The organism is Pontibacter korlensis (assembly GCF_000973725.1).
Taxonomy (GTDB): Bacteria; Bacteroidota; Bacteroidia; order Cytophagales; family Hymenobacteraceae; genus Pontibacter; species Pontibacter korlensis.
This window is the reverse complement of the sequence record NZ_CP009621.1, coordinates 1,391,628-1,411,272: the sequence shown is the minus strand read 5'-3', so window position 1 is coordinate 1,411,272 and position 19,645 is coordinate 1,391,628. Positions and strand designations below refer to the sequence as shown.

At 49.9% G+C, this 19,645-nt stretch carries 13 protein-coding genes and 1 tRNA gene; 7 read left to right on the top strand and 7 right to left on the bottom strand.

Features of this window, described 5'->3' with window-relative positions:
• Positions 1-28 precede the first annotated feature (28 nt).
• Together metH and metF are read left to right on the top strand one after the other, a co-directional pair.
• The gene (gene metH, locus PKOR_RS05885; RefSeq protein WP_046309674.1) at positions 29-3,739 is read left to right on the top strand and encodes a methionine synthase; all 3,711 of its coding nucleotides are present in this window, start codon (positions 29-31) and stop codon (positions 3,737-3,739) included.
• A gap of 75 nt (positions 3,740-3,814) precedes the next feature.
• Entirely contained in the window at positions 3,815-4,771 is a 957-nt protein-coding gene (gene metF, locus PKOR_RS05880; RefSeq protein WP_046309673.1) for a methylenetetrahydrofolate reductase [NAD(P)H], read from the top strand.
• A gap of 62 nt (positions 4,772-4,833) precedes the next feature.
• Here the strand turns inward: metF and PKOR_RS05875 are convergent, their stop codons facing one another.
• Complete coding sequence (locus PKOR_RS05875; RefSeq protein ID WP_046309672.1) at positions 4,834-5,595, bottom strand: cyclase family protein; 762 nt, start codon at positions 5,593-5,595, stop codon at positions 4,834-4,836.
• Between the two features lie 247 nt (positions 5,596-5,842).
• On the opposite strand from PKOR_RS05875, the gene lhgO reads away from it, so the two are divergent.
• Positions 5,843-7,063, top strand: coding sequence for an L-2-hydroxyglutarate oxidase (lhgO, locus tag PKOR_RS05870; RefSeq protein WP_046309671.1), 1,221 nt, complete (start codon positions 5,843-5,845; stop codon positions 7,061-7,063).
• A gap of 74 nt (positions 7,064-7,137) precedes the next feature.
• On the opposite strand, the gene hemW is transcribed toward lhgO, so the two are convergent.
• Positions 7,138-8,271 (bottom strand): radical SAM family heme chaperone HemW, encoded by a 1,134-nt coding sequence (gene hemW / locus PKOR_RS05865; RefSeq protein WP_046309670.1) that lies wholly within the window; start codon positions 8,269-8,271, stop codon positions 7,138-7,140.
• A gap of 171 nt (positions 8,272-8,442) precedes the next feature.
• Between hemW and PKOR_RS05860 the strand changes: the two genes are divergently transcribed.
• Both PKOR_RS05860 and PKOR_RS05855 read left to right on the top strand, forming a co-directional pair.
• The gene (locus PKOR_RS05860) at positions 8,443-10,263 is read left to right on the top strand and encodes a BamA/OMP85 family outer membrane protein (RefSeq protein WP_235337278.1); all 1,821 of its coding nucleotides are present in this window, start codon (positions 8,443-8,445) and stop codon (positions 10,261-10,263) included.
• Between the two features lie 83 nt (positions 10,264-10,346).
• Positions 10,347-10,419 (top strand) — tRNA-Met (locus PKOR_RS05855).
• Positions 10,420-10,594: 175 nt separating this feature from the next.
• Here the strand turns inward: PKOR_RS05855 and PKOR_RS05850 are convergent.
• The 5 genes from PKOR_RS05850 to PKOR_RS25480 are packed head-to-tail and all read right to left on the bottom strand — an operon-like array spanning position 10,595 to position 14,566.
• Positions 10,595-12,136: a glycoside hydrolase 5 family protein gene (locus tag PKOR_RS05850; RefSeq protein ID WP_200897430.1), complete on the bottom strand. Its 1,542-nt coding sequence runs from the start codon at positions 12,134-12,136 to the stop codon at positions 10,595-10,597.
• Positions 12,123-13,313: a UDP-galactopyranose mutase gene (glf, locus tag PKOR_RS05845; RefSeq protein ID WP_046309669.1), complete on the bottom strand. Its 1,191-nt coding sequence runs from the start codon at positions 13,311-13,313 to the stop codon at positions 12,123-12,125. The genes PKOR_RS05850 and glf overlap by 14 nt, the downstream gene beginning before the upstream one ends.
• Positions 13,314-13,330: 17 nt before the next feature.
• On the bottom strand, positions 13,331-13,825 hold the full coding sequence (locus PKOR_RS25490; RefSeq protein WP_235337270.1) for a glycosyltransferase: 495 nt from the start codon (positions 13,823-13,825) through the stop codon (positions 13,331-13,333).
• A 26-nt stretch (positions 13,826-13,851) separates the two neighbouring features.
• On the bottom strand, positions 13,852-14,241 hold the full coding sequence (locus PKOR_RS25485) for a glycosyltransferase family protein (RefSeq protein WP_235337268.1): 390 nt from the start codon (positions 14,239-14,241) through the stop codon (positions 13,852-13,854).
• Positions 14,222-14,566, bottom strand: a complete 345-nt coding sequence (locus PKOR_RS25480) for a hypothetical protein (protein WP_235337266.1) — start codon at positions 14,564-14,566, stop codon at positions 14,222-14,224. Before PKOR_RS25480 ends, PKOR_RS25485 begins: the two co-directional genes overlap by 20 nt.
• 267 nt (positions 14,567-14,833) lie before the next feature.
• On the opposite strand from PKOR_RS25480, the gene PKOR_RS05835 reads away from it, so the two are divergent.
• Together PKOR_RS05835 and PKOR_RS05830 are read left to right on the top strand one after the other, a co-directional pair.
• On the top strand, positions 14,834-15,547 hold the full coding sequence (locus PKOR_RS05835; RefSeq protein ID WP_046309668.1) for a DUF8091 domain-containing protein: 714 nt from the start codon (positions 14,834-14,836) through the stop codon (positions 15,545-15,547).
• 456 nt (positions 15,548-16,003) lie between these two features.
• Positions 16,004-19,642, top strand: a complete 3,639-nt coding sequence (locus PKOR_RS05830; protein ID WP_046314142.1) for a T9SS C-terminal target domain-containing protein — start codon at positions 16,004-16,006, stop codon at positions 19,640-19,642.
• The last annotated feature ends 3 nt before the right edge of the window (positions 19,643-19,645 follow it).

Sequence of the window (19,645 nt, the reverse complement as noted above, 5' to 3'; positions counted from 1 at the left end):
GACTTAGAGAAGAAAGAAGACACCGAAAATGACAAAACATCCCATTCATAGTTTGCTGAAGGAGCGTGTGCTCGTGCTGGACGGCGCGATGGGCACCATGATTCAGCGTTACCAGCTTTCAGAAGCAGATTTCCGTGGCGAACGCTTTAAAGATCATCCCAGTGACCTGAAGGGCAACAACGATCTGCTCTCCATCACCCGCCCGGACATTATCAAGGCCATACACGTGGAGTACCTGAACGCTGGTGCCGATATTGTGGAAACCAACACTTTCAGCGGCACCAGCATTGCCATGGCCGATTACCATATGGAGGACCTGGTGTATGAGTTGAACTATGAATCGGCCAGGCTGGCACGCGAGGCAGCAGACGAGGTAACAGCGCAGAACCCGGACAAGCCGCGTTTTGTAGCCGGCGCCATTGGCCCAACCAACCGTACAGCTTCCCTTTCCCCGGATGTAAATAACCCTGGCTACCGCGCCATCACTTTCGACCAACTGGTGGAAGCTTACTATGAGCAGGTGCGTGGCCTGGTGGATGGTGGCTGCGATGTGCTGCTGATAGAGACGGTGTTCGATACGCTCAACTGTAAGGCTGCCCTTTTTGCCGCAGAGCAATATGTGCAGGATGGCGGCAAAGAGCTGCCCATCATGGTGTCTGGTACTATTACCGATGCCAGCGGCCGTACCTTGTCTGGCCAGACGGTAGAGGCATTCTGGAATTCTATCTCGCATGCTCCTATCATCAGCATTGGTTTTAACTGTGCCCTGGGGGCGCGCCAGCTGAAAACACACATCCAGGAACTGTCGCGTATTGCGGATGTGTATATCAGTGCCTACCCGAATGCCGGTCTGCCAAATGCCTTTGGCGGTTACGATGAAACGGCAGATGAAATGGGTGCTATTGTAGAGGAGTACCTGCAGGAAGGCCTGATAAATATATTAGGTGGCTGCTGCGGTACCACACCGGATCATATCCGGCGCATTGCAGAACTTTCTGCCAAACATAAACCACGTGTCGTTCCTGAGCTTCCTGCTTACTCGCGCTTCAGCGGACTAGAACCGCTTACCATTACACCGGAAACCCTGTTTGTGAATGTGGGCGAGCGCACGAACGTAACCGGCTCCAAAAAATTTGCCCGCCTGATTGTAAACGGAGAGTTTGAAGAGGCTCTTTCGGTAGCGCAGCAGCAGGTAGAAGGCGGTGCCCAGATCATCGACGTGAACATGGACGAAGGTATGCTGGACTCTGAGGAGGCCATGACCAACTTCCTGAACCTGATTGCCTCCGAGCCGGACATAGCTAAGCTGCCGATCATGATCGACTCGTCTAAATGGACGGTCTTGGAAGCAGGCCTGAAGTGTGTGCAGGGTAAGTCCATCGTCAACTCCATCTCCTTAAAAGAAGGCGAGGAGAACTTTAAGCAGCAGGCCCGCAAAGTGCGCCAGTATGGCGCTGCTGCCGTTGTGATGGCATTCGATGAGGAAGGCCAGGCCGACACACTAGAGCGAAGAATTGAAATCTGCGGACGTGCTTACCGCATCCTGACAGAAGAAGTAGGTTTCCCGCCACAAGACATCATTTTCGACCCGAATATATTAGCCATTGCCACCGGTATAGAAGAGCATAACAATTATGCAGTAGAATACCTGGAGTCGGTAAAATGGATAAAAGCTAACCTGCCACACGCGCTAGTGAGTGGTGGGGTAAGTAACCTGTCGTTCTCATTCCGCGGTAATGACCTGGTGCGCGAGGCCATGCATACAGTCTTCCTGTACTATGCGGTGCAGGCCGGCATGGACATGGGTATTGTGAACGCCGGTATGCTGGGTGTTTATGACGAGGTACCTGTAGAGCTGCGCGACCTGATTGAGGACGTCATCTTCAACCGCCACCCGGATGCGACAGAGAAACTGGTAACCTATGCAGATACCATCAAGGGCAAAGGCAAGGGTGCTGCACAGGCGGACAACAGCTGGCGCAAAGTGCCTGTGGAAGAGCGCCTGAAGCATGCCCTGGTAAAAGGCATTGTAGAATTTATAGAAGAGGACACCGAGGAAGCACGACAGAAAGCCACTAAAACCTTAGAGGTGATTGAAGGTCCGCTGATGGCCGGTATGACCGTAGTAGGCGACTTGTTCGGTGCCGGTAAAATGTTCCTGCCACAGGTCGTGAAGAGTGCCCGTGTGATGAAGAAGTCCGTAGCGTACCTGCTGCCGTTCATGGAGCAGGAGAAACTGGCATCCGATACCTCCAAATCAACGGCAGGCACCATCCTGATGGCGACCGTGAAAGGCGACGTACACGACATCGGCAAAAACATTGTGGGCGTGGTACTGGCCTGTAACAACTATGAGGTGATTGACCTTGGCGTGATGGTGTCGCTGGATAAGATATTATCAGAGGCCGAAGCACAGAAGGTGGATATCATTGGCCTGAGCGGTCTGATTACGCCTTCACTGGATGAAATGGTGTATGTGGCGCAGGAGATGGAACGAAGAGGCATGAAGATTCCCCTGCTGATTGGCGGAGCCACTACCTCCCGCGTACACACAGCCGTTAAAATCGCGCCGCAATACAGCGGGCCGGTGGTGCACGTGCACGATGCCTCCCGTAGTGTAACCGTAGTAGGTAGCCTGCTGGGCAGCAATAAAAAGGAGTATGTGGCCGAAATCAGAGCAGAATACCAGAAGCTGCGCGAAGATCACCTGAGCCGCACCAAAGAGCGTTCTTTCGCCACCATTGAAGAAGCGCGCGCCAATAAGCTCAAGGTAGATTGGGAGGCCACACAGCCAACGAGGCCAAGCTTCCTGGGCACCAAAGTGTTTAAAAACTATCCGTTGTCAGAAATCGTGCCTTACATTGACTGGACTCCGTTCTTCCATACCTGGGAGCTGAAGCGCCAGTATCCGAAGATTCTGGATGATGCAGAATACGGAGCAGAGGCGCGCAAACTGTTTGCCGATGCGCAGCAACTGCTGCAGGAGATAGTGGACAATCAACTTTTGGAAGCACGTGCGGTGGTAGGTTTCTATCCTGCCAACGTGGAAGCCGATGATACCATAGAAGTCTATGCCGATGATTCACGTGAAAACATGCTCACGGAGTTCCACACGCTGCGGCAGCAGGGTAAGAAAGGCGGCAATGTGCCAAACCTGGCTTTTTCTGATTTTGTGGCGCCGAAAGAAACAGGCAAACAGGATTACATCGGCGGGTTTGTAGTTTCCACTGGCTTTGGTATTGAGAAGCTGGTAGAGAAGTACGAGGCTGACCACAATGACTACTTGTCCATCATGGTGAAAGCACTGGCCGACCGTTTAGCCGAAGCCTTTGCCGAACTGCTGCACGCCAAAGTTCGCAAGGAACTGTGGGGCTATGCACCGCAGGAAAACCTGGACAATGAGGGGCTAATTAAAGAGCAGTACCAGGGCATACGTCCTGCGCCAGGTTACCCTGGTTGTCCGGACCACACGGAGAAAATCACGCTGTTTAACCTGCTGAAGGCTGAAGAACAAACAGGCGTTATCCTGACCGAGAACCTGGCCATGTACCCGACAGCAGCAGTAAGCGGCTTATACTTCTCGCATCCGGAGTCGCGCTACTTTGGCCTGGGCAAGATAGGAGAAGACCAAGTGGCCGACATTGCGAAGCGCAAAAACATGCCAAAAGAAGAGCTGGAGCGCTGGTTGTCGCCGAACCTGAACTACGAACCGAAGCCAGTAGCACAACAGGCAGTTTAAATAAGACACAGTAAAAGCTTTGTCTTATTTAAACTGCACCTTAAACCTAACTAAAAATTCACCCTTTCAATATATATGAAAGTAACGGACCACTTCAATAACGCCAACGGGAAGACCTTATTCACTTTTGAGATACTGCCTCCGCTGAAGGGAGAAAACATGAAGACTCTATTCAACCACATTGACCCGTTGATGGAGTTTAACCCGCCGTTTATCGACGTGACATACCACCGCGAGGAGTATGTGTACAAGCAGCGGGAAAATGGCCTGTTGGAAAAACGCTCCACCAGAAAACGCCCGGGTACGGTGGGTATTTGTGCGGCCATCCAAAACAATTACAAAGTAGACACTGTGCCGCATCTGATTTGCGGGGGCTTTAACAAAGAAGAAACAGAGAATGCCCTTATCGACCTGCACTTTCTGGGTATAGATAATGTGCTGGTGCTGCGCGGCGACTGCGTGAAAAGCGAGCAGCGTTTTGTGGCAGAGGCAGGCGGACATAACTACGCTTCCGAACTAATAGAGCAGGTGGTAGATATGAACAATGGCCGCTATCTGGATGATGAGCAACTGAACAACAATGGCACCGATTTCTGCATCGGAGTGGCTGGCTACCCTGAAAAGCACTTTGAGGCGCCAAATCTGAGGTCGGACCTGCGCTGGCTGAAGAAGAAAATTGAGCTGGGCGCAAATTACATCGTTACGCAGATGTTTTTCGACAACCAGAAGTACTTCGATTTTGTGAAGCTGTGCCGCGAGGAAGGTATTGACGTGCCCATTATTCCAGGGCTAAAGCCGTTGACAACTAAAACACAGCTGTCGCTGTTGCCAAGCCTCTTCCACATAGACATTCCGTGCGATTTGGCTGATGCCGTGGAGGCCTGCGCAGATAACAAGGCCGCCGCCGAAGTAGGCGTAGAATGGGCAATACAGCAGTCAAAAGAGCTGATGGAGTTTGGCGTACCATGCCTGCACTACTACTCAATGGGTAAGTCTGGCTCAGTAAGAAAAGTGGCAGAAGCCTTATTTTAGAAACCACACACCTTAAACAACTAAACTACCTGAGGCTGGGGCAATAGCTCCAGCCTTACTTTTTATAGCTGCTGCAGTCGGTACAGTACTGGTTTGCTGGGGCTGGCATCTAGCTGCAGGCTGGCGATTTGCAGGTTCAGCAAGTATAAACCGTCCGAAATGTGCTGTGGAGCAAAGATCAGTTCGGTGATGGTGGCACTGCTGCGGGTATTGTGCGGGTACTGCCAGAAGGCGTGGTGGCACAAGAGTTTGCCTTCATCCGATTCCCTGTCTACCGAGGGCAGGTCGAGCAGCAGGTGCTGTATACCTTGCTCTGCCAAGTACTCACCAATGTGGTAGTCCAGGTAAGGTGGATTAGTGCCAGAGTAGTGGCGGGTAAGTTTAGCATCCGTATTGGGCAGCGTGCGAAGTATAACTGCCTCTGGCTTTATCTCCTGCAGTTGGCTTAGTACATCCTCTAGCATCACTACTTCGTCTCCGTTTTCCTGCTGCCTGGGTGTAACAGTGATAAGCTGCGCCACAAATAAAAAACGCTTCAGGCAATTATGAATGGTAGCACTTTCGTCGGGAGATATATGTCCGTAGCACTCGGTGTGAGTGCCGTTGCCGTGGGGTGTTACGTGTACGCGCTTATAATTTGTGTTGCCTCCTTCTGCCACACTTCCGACAAAGTCCCCTACCCTGATTACATCGAACGCAACCGGCTCTGCCCAGAAGCACTCCGGCTGTGGCTGCCCGTTATGCAGGGGCATCGAAATGTCCTGTGGCTCCAGTGGGTTAAAAGAGTAGGTCTGATCCAGGTAAGTGATAGTGGCTGTTGTCATACTTCGTGCTTTTGGCAAGTATAGCAGAAATAGACGAGACTTGTTACTTCTGGTGTTGCATCTACAGAAGACAGGTTAAAGCAGAAGAAGGGTAGCCTTAGTTATTCGTCAGGAATTTTTGCACAAATATTTAGGTATATTCTGATCTTTAGATATACCCTATCGTATAGAAGCCTGCTTGCTTTCCTACAACGCGAGAGTGATTGTGAGTGAGAGTGCTTATTTCAACGAAAGGATACCTAGCAACATGTCAGTTAAAAAATACGATACTATTGTAATAGGAGCGGGCTTGGTCGGCCTCTCCGTCGCATACCATCTAAAGCAAAAGAACCCGGATGCCAAAGTCCTGATCATAGAGAAAGAAAGTAGTGTGGCCAAGCACCAGTCAGGAAACAACAGTGGTGTAATGCACAGCGGCATATACTATGCGCCAGGTAGCCTCAAGGCTAAGAACTGCATAGCCGGCTACAACTCTTTGATAGAGTTTGCCGATGAGCATAACATACCCTATGAGCTTTGTGGTAAAGTTATAGTAGCCACCACGCCAGGAGAGGTGAATAAGTTGAATGATATCTATGAAAGAGGTATCAACAACGGCTTGATGAACCTGAGAAAGCTGTCGTCTAGGGAGGAAATACAGGAAATAGAACCTCACTGTGCAGGCATCAAGGGCATCCATGTTCCACAAACGGGAATCATCGACTATCCTAAGATGGCTGATAAGCTACTGGATCTTTATCAGAATAAGTATGGAGGTGAGGCTGTCTTTGGGGAGAAGGTGATTAACATCCATACTCAAAGAAATATGGTGCTCGTAGAGACAAACAAGCTGTCCTACATGGCGGACAATATCGTAAGTTGTGCAGGTCTATTCTCAGACAGGGTGGCCAACATGACGGAGAAAGAGAACGATCTGCGTATCATTCCTTTTAGAGGGGAGTACTACAAACTAAGCAAGGAGAAAGAGCACCTGGTAAAAACTCTGATCTATCCTGTGCCAGACCCTAGCTTCCCTTTCCTGGGAGTGCACTTTACACGCATGATTCGCGGCGGTGTGGAGGCAGGGCCAAACGCTGTGCTAGCTTTCAAGCGGGAAGGGTATAAATTCCAGAACTTTAACCTAAAGGACACAAAAGATACCTTCACCTGGCCCGGGTTCTGGAAGATTGCGGCCAAATACGGGCAAACAGGCTTAGGAGAAATGTACAGGTCTTTATCGAAGGCTGCCTTTACAAAAGCGCTCCAAAAGTTGATTCCGGAAGTGCAGGAAAACGACTTGGTAGAAGGCGGAGCAGGTGTGAGAGCCCAGGCATGTGATCGAAACGGTAAGCTGATTGATGACTTTGATATTCTAAAGAGCAGAAACATTATTCATGTGCGTAACGCTCCTTCGCCTGCTGCAACATCCTCGCTGGCTATAGGCAAGTATATTGTAAACCAACTAAGCGGGCAGGAAGCACTGGTATAAATTCAGACGATACTCAGCTACAAAATGGCCTTTACGATTGGGCTTACACTATCGTAAAGGCCGTTTTACTTCTTTTATACTTCCTCAACAAACAACTCCAGTGTAATCTGGTCGGCAAGTAGCTTGCCTTTGTCTGTTAAGTACAGTATATCATCTTTTATACTTGCCAGTTCCTTTTCCTGGAGCTCCTGCAGGTAGGTAGCATGTGTTGCCTGCACATGATAGTTATACTTGCTGCCAAGAAGGCTTAGGTCACAGCCCCAGATAGTGCGAAGGGTCGTCAGGAGGTAATCGTTAGCCTGATCAGCCAATGATAATTCTTCCAACTCGAACGGCACAATGTCTTGGTTAATGGCCTCTGTGTACTTCTTGTTATTGGCTACATTGTATTGGCGGCTATAACCGTTAAAAGAATGCGCGCTTGGTCCTACGCCCAGGTAATGCACGCCTCGCCAGTAGTTGCTGTTGTGCTTCGATTCGTAGCCCGGCTGGCAGAAGTTGGATATCTCATACTGCGCAAAACCGTGCTGTTTCATTTGCTCCAACAAAATCTCAAACTGCTGTGCCGTGAAGTCATCCTCAGAAGGCTTAAAACGGCCTTTCTGGCTCCAGCGCCCGAAGGCTGTGCCTGGCTCAATGGTAAGCGCGTAGCAGGACACATGCTGTACACCTAGCGGGAAAAGCGTTTTCAGGTCCTCGTACCATACGCTATGGTCTGGGGCCGGTATACCATAAATAAGATCGACTGTGATGTTATTAAAGCCTGCCGCCTGGGCATCCTTTACGCACTGAAGGCTCTCTGTGGCGGTATGGGCGCGGTTCATCAACTGCAGGTGAGGCTCATGAAACGACTGCAATCCTATGCTCAGGCGGTTGATGCCTGTAGCCTGCAGCTCCTGCAGTTTTGCTGGCGACAGGTCGTCTGGATTAGCCTCTAAGGTAATTTCTGCATTGTCCGAAACTATAAACAGCCTCTTGATGGTTTGCAGGAGTAACTGCAACTCCTCCCGTGTGAGCAAAGATGGAGTGCCGCCGCCAAAGTAAATAGTTTCTACGAGCTGATTTTGTAGGTAATCCTGGCGTAATTCCAGCTCGCGGGCAATAGCCTGTATGGTTGTGGTTTTCAGCCCCATGGAGGTGCTGAAATGAAAGTCGCAGTAATGACAGGCTTTCTTACAAAAGGGTATATGGAGGTATATTCCGGCCAAAGTTTTTATTCTTAAATTGATTGTAAATTAGATTGTTGTTGCACTAGCTGGAGTTGTTGCCTGTACAACAGATAATCTATCAGCACTCCTTACCTTTGCAGGTGTAAAGTATGGCGTGTCTGTAACCATTAACAATTCAGCCCTCAAACAATTCAACAATCAACTGCACAAATGTACAAAATAGCTGCCTTCTTATTTTGCATGGTGCTTTGGCTACCGCAGTTGTGGGCCCAGGAGGCTCCGCCACAGCCTGTGCCTGTTGTAAAGCAGGAGCAGAAAAAGCAACCCGAGAAGCAGCCGGAAAAAGCCCCAGCCAACAAGGTGCAGTTGCAGGTGAAGGCCATAGAGCCAGCTGGAGGACAGGTGCTCAAGAGGTATAACTTCCGGGAAACGCTTGCCGACTCTGCAGAGGCGCTAAAGGAGGTGCGGGCGTTGATATACCGGCTGCAGCAGGATGCTTACCTGCTTACCTCTGCCGATAGCTTATACTTCTCTCGCGATACGCTCCACGTGAAACTTCATGTAGGTCAACCATTTGAGTGGGCGCAGCTTCGTAACGGGAATATTGGTGAAGGGCTTCTGGTGGAGTCTGGATTCAGGGAGAAGTTTTACCGTGGCGTACCCTTCAAGCCTGTTGAGTTTGTGCGGTTGCAACAGCGTATTCTTGATTATGCCGAGCGCAACGGCTACCCTTTTGCCTCAGTTTGGCTAGATTCGGTTACTATAGAAGACAATAAGGTGGCTGCCACCCTGATGCTGGACAAAGCTTTTGTCGTGACTTATGACACCTTGGAGATTGTTGGTAAAACTAAAACGCAGCCAAAGTTCCTGATGCGCTATTTACAGCTGTTGCCGGGCCAGCTCTACAATCAGGACCAGGTAAACGCATCGCAACGGATGCTGACGCAGCTTCCTTACATAAAAGCTTCCCGTGCCCCACAAGTACGGTTTGTTAGCGATAAGGCCAAAGTGCATTATTTCCTGGAGGATCGACAGGCAAACCAGCTAGACGGAGTAGTAGGCTTTCTGCCTGACCCAAACCGGGAAAATAAACTGCTGATTACCGGAGAAGCTAACGTGAATATCCGCAACATCCGGGGTTCTGGTAAGCAGCTGGGTTTACAATGGCGGCGGGTAAGTGCTGGGTCTGTTATACTAAATGGGGAGTACCTGCACCCTAACCTGCTGGGCAGCCCGTTTGAGGCCGGCACCAAGTTTAGCTTGCTCAAACAAGACTCCACGTTTATTACTGTGCAACCAAGGCTACAGCTAGGGTATTATACTTTGAAATATGGCAAGTTTAGCGTGTTCACTGAGTGGCGTAATTCACGCATCCTTTCTGAAGTTAGCCCACAAAAGCTACAGCAGCTAGAGCTATCTGATGCCCAAACTACCTCCTATGGTCTAAACTATCTCTGGAATAACCTGGATGATTTTTACTTTCCGAGGCGTGGCCGCCTGTTGGAGCTGCAGTTTGCTGCCGGTACAAAGAAGCTACTGCGCAATGCTGAGCTGGAGAAGAGTTTTTATGATGCACTGGACATGAAGGCATCTCAGTTAAGTGTTAGTCTGCGCTTTGAGAACTTCCTGCGTCTGGGCAAAAACAGCGCCTTGCTTACAAGGCTACGTGGGGAGGCGCTCTTCAGTGATCACATCTTCCTGAACGACATGTACAGGCTGGGTGGCTTGGCTTCCTTGCGCGGCTTCGACGACTTTTTCTTCTATGCTTCGAGCTATGCTGTAAGTACGCTGGAGTATCGCCTCTTCACCGCTGCCGACTCCTATGCGCTGCTTTTCTATGACCAAGGCTACTACCGCAGCGATTTGGAACGGTCTTTTAAGGATGATTACCCGTTTGGCGTAGGAGCAGGTATAAGTTTCAGCACAGGTGCAGGCATCTTCCAACTGGTTTACTCGCTTGGCCAATCAGAACAACAACCTTTATCTTTTAAGTATTCTAAGATTCACTTTGGGATAACCAGTAAATTTTAATAAATACTAACTTTTTTAACGATATTAGGTATACACACTTGCATGGTAAATATCTTTAGTATACTTTTGCATCATAATAACAGTGCGGGGTGGAGCAGTTGGTAGCTCGTTGGGCTCATAACCCAAAGGTCGCAAGTTCGAGTCTTGTCCCCGCTACCTCAGAAAAACGCCTGATTCAGAAATGAGTCAGGCGTTTTGTTTTTACTCTGATATCTAAGCTTTCTATAGAGGAAATTTCTCCACAAGCCTTAAAAATGTTTTGCCGTTTGTGTTCTTGCGCTGACAAAGAACTCGCCACTGCTACTATACTTTCTAGGTATACTTGCTGAATCTACAGTTGCTCCGATTGTATGGCCACGGCTACGTCAGTTGTAACGGAGGGTAAGTGCAGCAATAGGTGTGGGCCCGAAGTATAATGTACAAGATCAGAGCTTGTCACCATACCCTCCAAAGTATCCCAACAAGTCACCTTATATACTCCGTAAGTCATACCCGGAATCTGTACCTCTGCCGTTAGCGGTTCGGCCTCTCGGTTTATGATGGTCAGTCCATCTGCCCCTGTCACGTAATTATCTGTACGAAGCAGCCATAGCACAGCCTGCCTTTCATCAGCACAGGCAAATACCACAAATGAAGGGCTACTAACTTTTGCTTCTCTGTTTAGGTTCTTTCTCCGGAAATTCTTCCAATCGATCAGTTTTACAAACTCAGCCATGCTTTTCTGGGCACGGCGCATGCCGTGGGTGAGGTAGTGCGGATGACGGTTGGGCCAACGCATGCCACCGCCAGCAGCGCCAGAGGCCAGATGCGCCCATTGTATGTGCCGGAAGTATTCATCATCGAAGTATTCCGGAAAACTAATGTGCTTGTCCTTAAAAGCATGAATGGGGCCATGCTCGCTGTCGAAGAAGGGGCGGTTGCCCTGCAGGTGCTCTAGTGCCTCCCGCACTAATCGCCCCGCCACGATGGCTGACCACAAGGTATCCTTAGGATTGTTGATCGTGGCAGCATCGTAAAAGTGGGTGCTGGCAAAATCTAGTGCCGGGTGTCGGAAAATAACGTCTGCCACTGCTGGGTGCTCGTCCAGCACGGGCCCATAGAGCGAAACCGTCTGCGGATGGCAGCGCCTGTACAAGCGTTGCTCTTCCTGGCGTAGGTGCTGGCTCAGTTCCTGTACAAAGTCAGCGAATACCTCTGTTCTGCCACCAGCGTGAGCAGGGTGTATTTCATTCCAAAGATCCCAGGCAAAAAGCACACCGCTGCCGCCCCAGCGCTCTGCAACAAAGCTCAACCGGTTCTTTATCACTTCTAGAGTGTCCGAGCAAAGGAGCCATTCGGAGCGGTCCTTGCAGGGGCCACCATTCAGGTGATTATAAGGGTGGTGCTTCCACTTGATCCACATCCAGAACGTATCCACTGGGGTTAGAAGAATACGGATGTTATACTTGGCGCAGAGGTGGAAAAGATCGTCCCAGAGCTGAACCATGTTCGGAGCAAATGTGCCGGCAGGTTTCTCAAAGTAGCGGTGTTTCCCCTGTGCATACTCCAACATCAGGCGCAGACAAGTAACTCCGTTCGCAGCAAGCCACGCCAGATGGCCCTCTACCTGCTGCAGGTTCTTCCGGCGGAAGAGGCCCGCAAAGTCTGGCCAAGTAATAGCATCGTTCTGCCCAATGGGCGCCCAGTTATCACCGGTTTCAGTTATGAAGTAAGGTGCATCTGCGGCTACCTGAACCCAAGGCAGGTCCTGCTCCAATTTGAATGCAGGACGGGCTTTTCTTTTTGCTGTGCTAGCTTTAGTGCTCCTATCTATACTGCTTTCAGAGGCAGTATCAATGTTTGCTGTATCCTGCTTTTGCTCAGTGAACTCCATTGTTGCTGATGTCTGTTATGGCGTCATTCCATACTTTGCCAGATCCGTTTAGTTCTTGTACAGTGCTCTCTGTAGCCTGAACTGACTTTGCAGCGGAGAGCTTCCTGAAGAGCGTGAGTGCCTGCGCCACTACCTGGTCCATGTTATAGTATTTGTAGGTGGCTAGCCGGCCCACAAAATGCACGGCAGGTGTGGCATCAGCCAGCTTCTTGTACCTGTTGTAGATCGCTGCATTCTCAGGTCGAGGTACGGGGTAATAAGGATCTCCCTCAGCCTGTGGGTACTCATACACGATGCTGGTCTTAAGGTGCTGCTGCCCTGTCAGGTATTTAAACTCTGTGATACGGGTATAGGCGTGTTCGTTCGGGTAGTTAACTACGGCGGCAGGTAAGTGCACAGGCTTATCTAGCGTTTCATGCTTGAACTCCAGCGAGCGGTAAGGTAGCTTGCCGTAACGGTAGCCAAAGTACTCATCTACCGGCCCGGTGTAGATCATCTCCCGAAACGGGATCATATCCACGATATCTTGATAAGCAGTATTAAGCATAATCTTGATGTTGGGGTGCGCCAGGAGTTTTTCGAACATGGCTGTGTACCCGTGCAACGGCATGGCTTGATAGGTGTCGGTAAAGTAACGGTCGTCGCGATTAGTGCGCACCGGTACCCGCGAGGTAACTGACTTGTCTAATTCTGATGGGTCCACACCCCACTGCTTGCGCGTATAATTGCGGAAGAACTTCTCGTATAGCTCCCGTCCCACCCTGCTCACCACCACGTCCTCCGAAGTGCGTACAGACGCTACATTCTCCGCTACAGAGCTGAAAAAGCCTTCAACATCAAAGGTAGTCAGGCTAAGACCATATAATTTGTTGATAGTGTCTAAATTGATTGGGATTGGCACCAGTTGCCCGTCTACACTTGCCAACACCCGGTGCTCATAAGGGCGCCAGGCAGTGAATTGCGACAGGTACTCAAAAGCTTCTTTGGAGTTGGTATGGAAGATGTGCGGCCCATACTTGTGCACCAATATTCCTTCCTCATTGTAGTGGTCGTATGCGTTGCCGCCTGTATGGTTGCGCTTGTCGATGATCAGTACTTTTTTGTTTAACTGCGATGCTAGCCGCTCCGCAAGTACGCTCCCTGCAAACCCTGCACCTACAATCAGGTAATCAAACATGCCTGCCTCCTTTCGCTTTAGATGCTGTGCTTTTCACGGCTCGCTTGAGCCATCAATTCTACCATGCCGTGCCAAGTCTGATCCCAGGACATATCCTGCATGAAAGCCTCCACTTTGCGCTGCCATTCCTGGTCATCCCGCTGTGTCATAGCCTCTTCCACTGCTAGAACAAATTCCGCTGCTGTATCTGCAATGTGCACCAAGCCCTGCTCTCCGTAGGGGCGCACCACATCCCGGATAGGAGTAGATACCACAGGCTTTCCTGCTGCCAAGTATTCAGGAGTTTTGGTAGGGCTAATAAAAGTAGTGGATTCGTTGAGGGCGAAGGGCAGCAAAGCTACTTGCCAACCGCTGATGTAAGCGGGTAGCTCCTGGTATGACTTGCCTCCTAGATAATGGATGTTCGGGCGCTGCGGCAGTATACTTGGGTCGATCTTCACCACCGGGCCTATCATCACGAGGTGCCAATTCGGGCGGGCGTCGGCAAGGGTCGCTAACAGATTAGTATCCATTCGCTCATCTATCACACCGAAAAAGCCTAGTCGCGGCTCAGGTATGGGTTCTTGGTCGGTGGGTGGTGGTAATGTTTTTTTGCCTGTGCAAAGTGACTCTTGTCGATGCTGCTTGGGAAAGCTGCCACGGCAGGGTGCTGTTCCCGCTTTGCTTCGTATAAGCTCTGGCCTCCTGTAAACACCAAGTCAGCTCTTTTAAAAAGCTCCTGCTCCAGCTCTTTCAGGCGTGGCGGAGCAAACTTGAAAGCCGACAGCTCGTCCATGCAATCGTACACGGTAAGAGCAGGTTGCAGGTGATTCGTGAAGCCGAGGGCCATTGGTGTGTAGTACCAAAGAATAGGTTTCTCTAGCTGGCGCTCCACGAAGAGCTGGTTCAGCAGTCGGCGCTGAGCGTTTTCAACCTGCTCTTCTTGCAAACCGTGGGGGCAGGTGAGGAACCACCAGTACCAGGTTTTCTCCTCTGGAAGAAGTGTGCAGGTAGGGGGCCTGAGTGTCTGTAAATACTGGCTCCTCTATAAAGAAAAGACGTCCGTAGTGGGTAAAGCGAGACAACAGATGCTGTGGCCGTTGATATACAAAGTCCCAACGTAGGTGCGAGAGACCTACTACATCCGGGAGCTGGTGCAAGAAGTCTTCTATACCTGTTTTGTTTGTTTTCTTATGACGATTTTCGCTTGTAGCTACTTGAGATACAAGCTCAATCTCGCTTTTGGCAAGTGACTCAGGGGTATCCTTGAACATACACTAATTATATTAAAAATGTGGGGGTGCTCTCAAGTGCAGCACAGGGGGACGTGTTACAACCGAGTTCTGTTTTTACGCTTTTTACAAGGAAATGTCAGGATAAAAAGTAAATAAATGCAATTTTTGTAATGAAGGAGTGTTGCAGGCGGTTTTGTGCAGATGCAGCTTTAGCAAAGCTGAGACGACATCTTGTGGCAAAAGGCAGCTCAAATAACTAGCTTTGGGGATAATTCATTTCTTAAATAGCGGAGGCAGGGGTTGGGGATGTCCAAAGAACAGGAGTGCAAGCAGGTGATAAGCAAAGGTATAGGTGTACAAAATGAGCGCTCTTTACATGCTGCTCTGAAGCAATGGTATGCGGAGCCGGAAGACCAGTTCGAGGTGCCGCTAAATGGCTTTTTTATCGACTTAGTACGTGGTAAGCAGTTGGTGGAAATACAGACCCGCAACTTTTCAGCTATTCGCCAAAAACTGCAGACACTACTTCAGGAGCACCAGGTGCATCTCCTGCATCCTATCACCTTCGAAAAGTGGGTGCTGCAGGTAGACCGTGTCGGTACTAAGGTGTTGTCGAGGCGCAAGTCCCCATATAGAGGCAAGCTAACTGATATTTTTGAGGAACTGGTGCGGATTCCTGAACTGGTTAAGCATGAAAACTTTACCGTTGAGTTTCCACTGATCCGGGAGGAGGAAGTGCGCTGCCGCGATGGCAAGGGCAGCAAACACCGAAAGCGGGAAAGTATAAAAGATAGAAGGCTTCTGGAGGTGGTTAGCTCGCACCGCTTTACAAAAGCAGAAGATTTTCTACAGTTTATCCCACTAGGTTTGCCCCGACCCTTTTCCAACAAGACCTTAGCCGCAGCACTGGCACTGCCTATACACAGGTGCCGCCAAATTACCTACTGCTTGCGTAAAATGGAGGCCCTCTCTGTTGTTGGCAAGCAAAGAAATGAGCTTCTGTTCGATACTGCCCTATGATTTCTATTTACTTATGATTTCTTAGTAGCTGCCTATTTTGTATGAAGGCATGCATTCACTTACCATAGCATTTAGTGATACAGCGTAATGCCTGTAACTCCGGTTACAGGCATTGTTGTTTTTGTGCTTTTGTGATGCAATTTACAGGAAGCCAGATCGTTAGTTTTTTATACATAATAAAAAGCAAAGATGCGCTGTAACCTTTTACAGGTTTTGGCAATAGAGGTAATGGTGGTTTAGTGTCTCCTGCATACCTCTTACCGATAGTATGCGCTGCTCTCTTCCTCTGCCCTGGTCCCGATGGCGACACGTTGTGGCCGGTACAAAGCTAATGGCTTGTGTATCTTAATATATATGATTTTCGTAATGCAAAAATACTTAGCCTATAGATCACCCTTAACTCCTACCTAGATGCACCTTCTTTTTCAAAGGTATTTGTTTCTTAGCTTGCTTCCTTTGCTTCTACTGCTTAGCCATTCTAGTTGGGCGCAGTGTCCTACTAACGTAACCGTTAACGGGCGAACTGTGCTTTGTCAGGGAGAAACTACTGAGTTGGTTGCGCCTGAAGGATACACTTATCAATGGATAAGGGACGGTGCAGATTTACCCGGCCAGACAGGGCAAAGGCTGGAGGTGAGCGAACCTGGAAGCTATCAGGTGCGGGTGTCAGGTGCTACTTGCCAAACAGCGACCTCCAGCGAGAGAGTGATCACAGTTAATCCGCAGCCCAACCCTTTCAATTATATTGTCACCCCTACTCCAGCTCCTGGAAACCCTATATGCTCTGGTGACCAACTAACATTTTCTGTTAATGCACCTCAGCCTGATGTAACATATACTTGGCTTTTTGGTGATGGTAGTACAGCCAGAGGCTCAGAAGTAACACATACTTACACTGCTATAGGAGTGGATGCTGAAACTTTTGAGGTGAAGGCATTTGCAACCAATGCGGTAGGTTGTGAGACAGACACTGTGCGCAGAAATGTGGTTGTAAACCGTTTGCCAGAATTAAACTTCTCAGAAGAGCAGAACTTTCAGGTATGTTTACCTGACTCTGTAGAGGATGATGAAATAGAGGTTTTTGCAGTTATCGCCAATGAAACAGTAGAGCCCTACCTGTCAAACATACGCACCTACTTTGTAGATTGGGGAAATGGCGAACCTGAGCAGCAGTATAACCGCGGCGACTTCCCAATCTCCAACCCTACCGCCTATGATACCATTGGGACGTTCCCTATAATTATCAGAGCGATTGCGGGTAATGGGTGTGAGGTGACGTTTACACAGGAGTTTAATGTTAATAAAGAGCCTAAAGCTAACTTTTCCGTAGAGAACAAGGAGCGGGTAGAAGAAGATCAGCAGCCTCCTTGCGTGCCAATTATTGTGACATTGGCTGATAGTGCCACCGGAGGGGGTCTTACATATAAGTGGTCGGTGCAGCCGGAGCAAGGGTGGACTTTCGAAACAGGTGATTCTGCCTCTGCCGAGCCTAGCATTAGGTTCACGCAATCGGGAGTTTATACAATAGAGCAAATCGTAACCAATGGCTGTGAGTCTGATACTACCTCGCAGGGTATTGTGGTAGGGTGGCCACAGGTGCAGTTACCGCCAAGTGTTACTGTATGCGGCCCTACCGAGATAGACTATAGCAGCAGTGGTCCTGGAGGTGGACTTGGTGGCGGCATGTTTGTAGACAAAAACCTAGGCGAAAATATTACTGTAAGACTTACAATTACTGGGCCGGTAAGCACTACACAAACCTTCAATTCTGATGTTTTCCAGTACCGGCACCAGTTCACGCAGCCCGGTAGGTATACTGTCTCGGTGGAAGCCATAAACGAGTGTGGTAGCTCTAATGCTATTTATCAAGGGCAGCCAGCGCCTGTGCAGGAGGTGGTTATACTACAGCAACCAGCAGCGCCTATTGTACAAACGCCAGTTACAGCTTGTGAAGGCGATATGGTGGAGCTCACCCCTTCAGGGCCGGGGCCAATATTTGCTTGGTTTGACACTAACGATCCTGCTGCTGCTCCAATCTTTACAGGACCTACCTTCACTACACCATCTTTAACAAACGATGTAACTTATTATGTAGCGGCTATAGATACAGCTAACAGCGTTATCTGTATCAGCGACTTTACACCAGTACCGATCACGGTAGTGCCAGCTATTGCAGATAACACCATAGAGGTACAGGGAGAGCAGGTGCAGAGCCTGTGTAAAGGTGCCGTGCCGCCAACTATCACCGGTTCCACCCCTACTGGCGGAGCCCCGGGCGCAGCGCCTCGCTACCGCTGGGAGATCAGTACCACCAGTCCAACTGCCGGCTTTACGGCGGCTCCCGGCACAAACAATACAAAAGATTATACGCCTACGCAGGCAGTCTCAGGTAATACATGGTTTAGACGCGTAGTATTTTCCGGTAGTTGCTCTGAGAACATAAGCAATGTAGTGTCAATTATAGCGGTAGATCCGGTGCCAGCCAACGCCAACACTATCACTGCCGAGCCAACAGAAGTTTGCGAAGGTGACACACCCGGACAACTTATTGGTTCAGAGCCTACAGGTGGCGGTGGCAGACCATATACTTTCCTGTGGGAGGTGAGTTCAGCCGGCCCTGATGAGGGCTTTGCAGCAGCTCCTGGCACAAACGATGATGTGAACTATACGATACCGGCTGGTGCGCTACGACAGGGCGAAACCTGGTTCCGAAGGGCAGTTACTTCCGGCGGTTGTACATCTTACTCAGAAGCCGTGCGGATTGTGCTTTTCCCAAGTCTGGAGAATAACGAGATCAGCGCCGAGCAAGAGCAGGTATGTGTTGGCACCGCGTCACCTATACTAAACGGCACTGAACCAACAGGCGGCAGCGGCAGCTATACTTACCGCTGGGAAAGTAGCACCACCGGACCAGACACAGGTTTTAGAGATGCTGCTGGTATTAACAACGGGCAGAATTATTCACCGGGTATACTTACCACTACCACTTGGTTCCGCCGCGTGGTAACCTCGGCCTCCTGTGGCACCAATACTTCTGAGGCGCTGGAGATAAGAGTGGCTCCTGCTTTGCGCAACAACACCATTACGGCCACACAGCCTGATGTGTGCCAATCGCAGGAGCCACCGCAGATTAACGGAAGTACGCCAACAGATGGTGCCGGAGGCTACACTTACCTATGGGAGAGCAGCACAGTAGGTCCTGATGCAGGCTTTGTGGAAGCTGCAGGCACGAACACAGGGCAGAATTATCAGCCCGGCGCGCTCAACCGCGATACCTGGTTCCGTAGAATTGTGTTCTCCGGTGGCTGTTCGGATACTTCTAATGTAGCAAGTATAAGTATACTTCCGTTGCCGGAAGCGCCTACGTTGACGGTGAACAATGCCACAGCTTGCTTCGGGGAGTCTGCTACACTGGCAGTTGCCAATGCCAATGGCTTGGAGTACAGATGGTATACTTCCTCCACAGGCGGTAACCCAGTTTTCATAGGCGCAGAGTTTCCTGTGGATAACGTCACACAGTCGGCAACCTACTATGTAGAGGCCGTGAATGGCCAGCAGTGTACCAGCGCCGTGCGGACGCCAGCCACCATAACCGTAGTAATACCTGAGGCCAATGCAGGCGAAGATGTGACCATTATACAAGGGCAGCCTGCTGAGTTACGTGGCTCCGGTGGTGCTACTTATCTGTGGGAGCCAGCTACAGGGCTAAACGACCCTTCCCTGCAGAACCCAATTGCAAGACCTGAGGAAACTACCACTTACACCCTTACAATAACTACAGCGGAAGGCTGTGTAGATACAGCTAGTGTAACAGTAGAGGTGATTCCGGCTATAGATGTGCCGAATGCCTTCACTCCTAATGGCGATAATGTGAATGAGGTGTGGGAAATAAAGAACTATCAGAACTATCCGGATATGCGGGTAGAGGTCTTTAACCGCTGGGGTAACAAAGTCTTTAGCTCGAGAGGCTACGGCGAACCTTGGGATGGTACCTACAACGGAAAGGAGCTGCCTGTGGCAACTTATTACTATCTCATTTACCTGCGCAGCACAAACGAACAGCCGATTTCTGGTAACGTGACTATTATCCGATAAGAC

What these genes read in the sequence shown, in the direction of transcription:
- metH (WP_046309674.1), top strand. Translation starts at nt 29, where the DNA reads ATGACAAAACATCCCATTCATAGTTTGCTGAAGGAGCGTGTGCTCGTG.
- metF (WP_046309673.1), top strand. Translation starts at nt 3,815, where the DNA reads ATGAAAGTAACGGACCACTTCAATAACGCCAACGGGAAGACCTTATTC.
- PKOR_RS05875 (WP_046309672.1), bottom strand. Translation starts at nt 5,595, where the DNA reads ATGACAACAGCCACTATCACTTACCTGGATCAGACCTACTCTTTTAAC.
- lhgO (WP_046309671.1), top strand. Translation starts at nt 5,843, where the DNA reads ATGTCAGTTAAAAAATACGATACTATTGTAATAGGAGCGGGCTTGGTC.
- PKOR_RS05860 (WP_235337278.1), top strand. Translation starts at nt 8,443, where the DNA reads ATGTACAAAATAGCTGCCTTCTTATTTTGCATGGTGCTTTGGCTACCG.
- PKOR_RS05850 (WP_200897430.1), bottom strand. Translation starts at nt 12,136, where the DNA reads ATGGAGTTCACTGAGCAAAAGCAGGATACAGCAAACATTGATACTGCC.
- glf (WP_046309669.1), bottom strand. Translation starts at nt 13,313, where the DNA reads ATGTTTGATTACCTGATTGTAGGTGCAGGGTTTGCAGGGAGCGTACTT.
- PKOR_RS25490 (WP_235337270.1), bottom strand. Translation starts at nt 13,825, where the DNA reads ATGGATACTAATCTGTTAGCGACCCTTGCCGACGCCCGCCCGAATTGG.
- PKOR_RS25480 (WP_235337266.1), bottom strand. Translation starts at nt 14,566, where the DNA reads ATGTTCAAGGATACCCCTGAGTCACTTGCCAAAAGCGAGATTGAGCTT.
- PKOR_RS05835 (WP_046309668.1), top strand. Translation starts at nt 14,834, where the DNA reads ATGTCCAAAGAACAGGAGTGCAAGCAGGTGATAAGCAAAGGTATAGGT.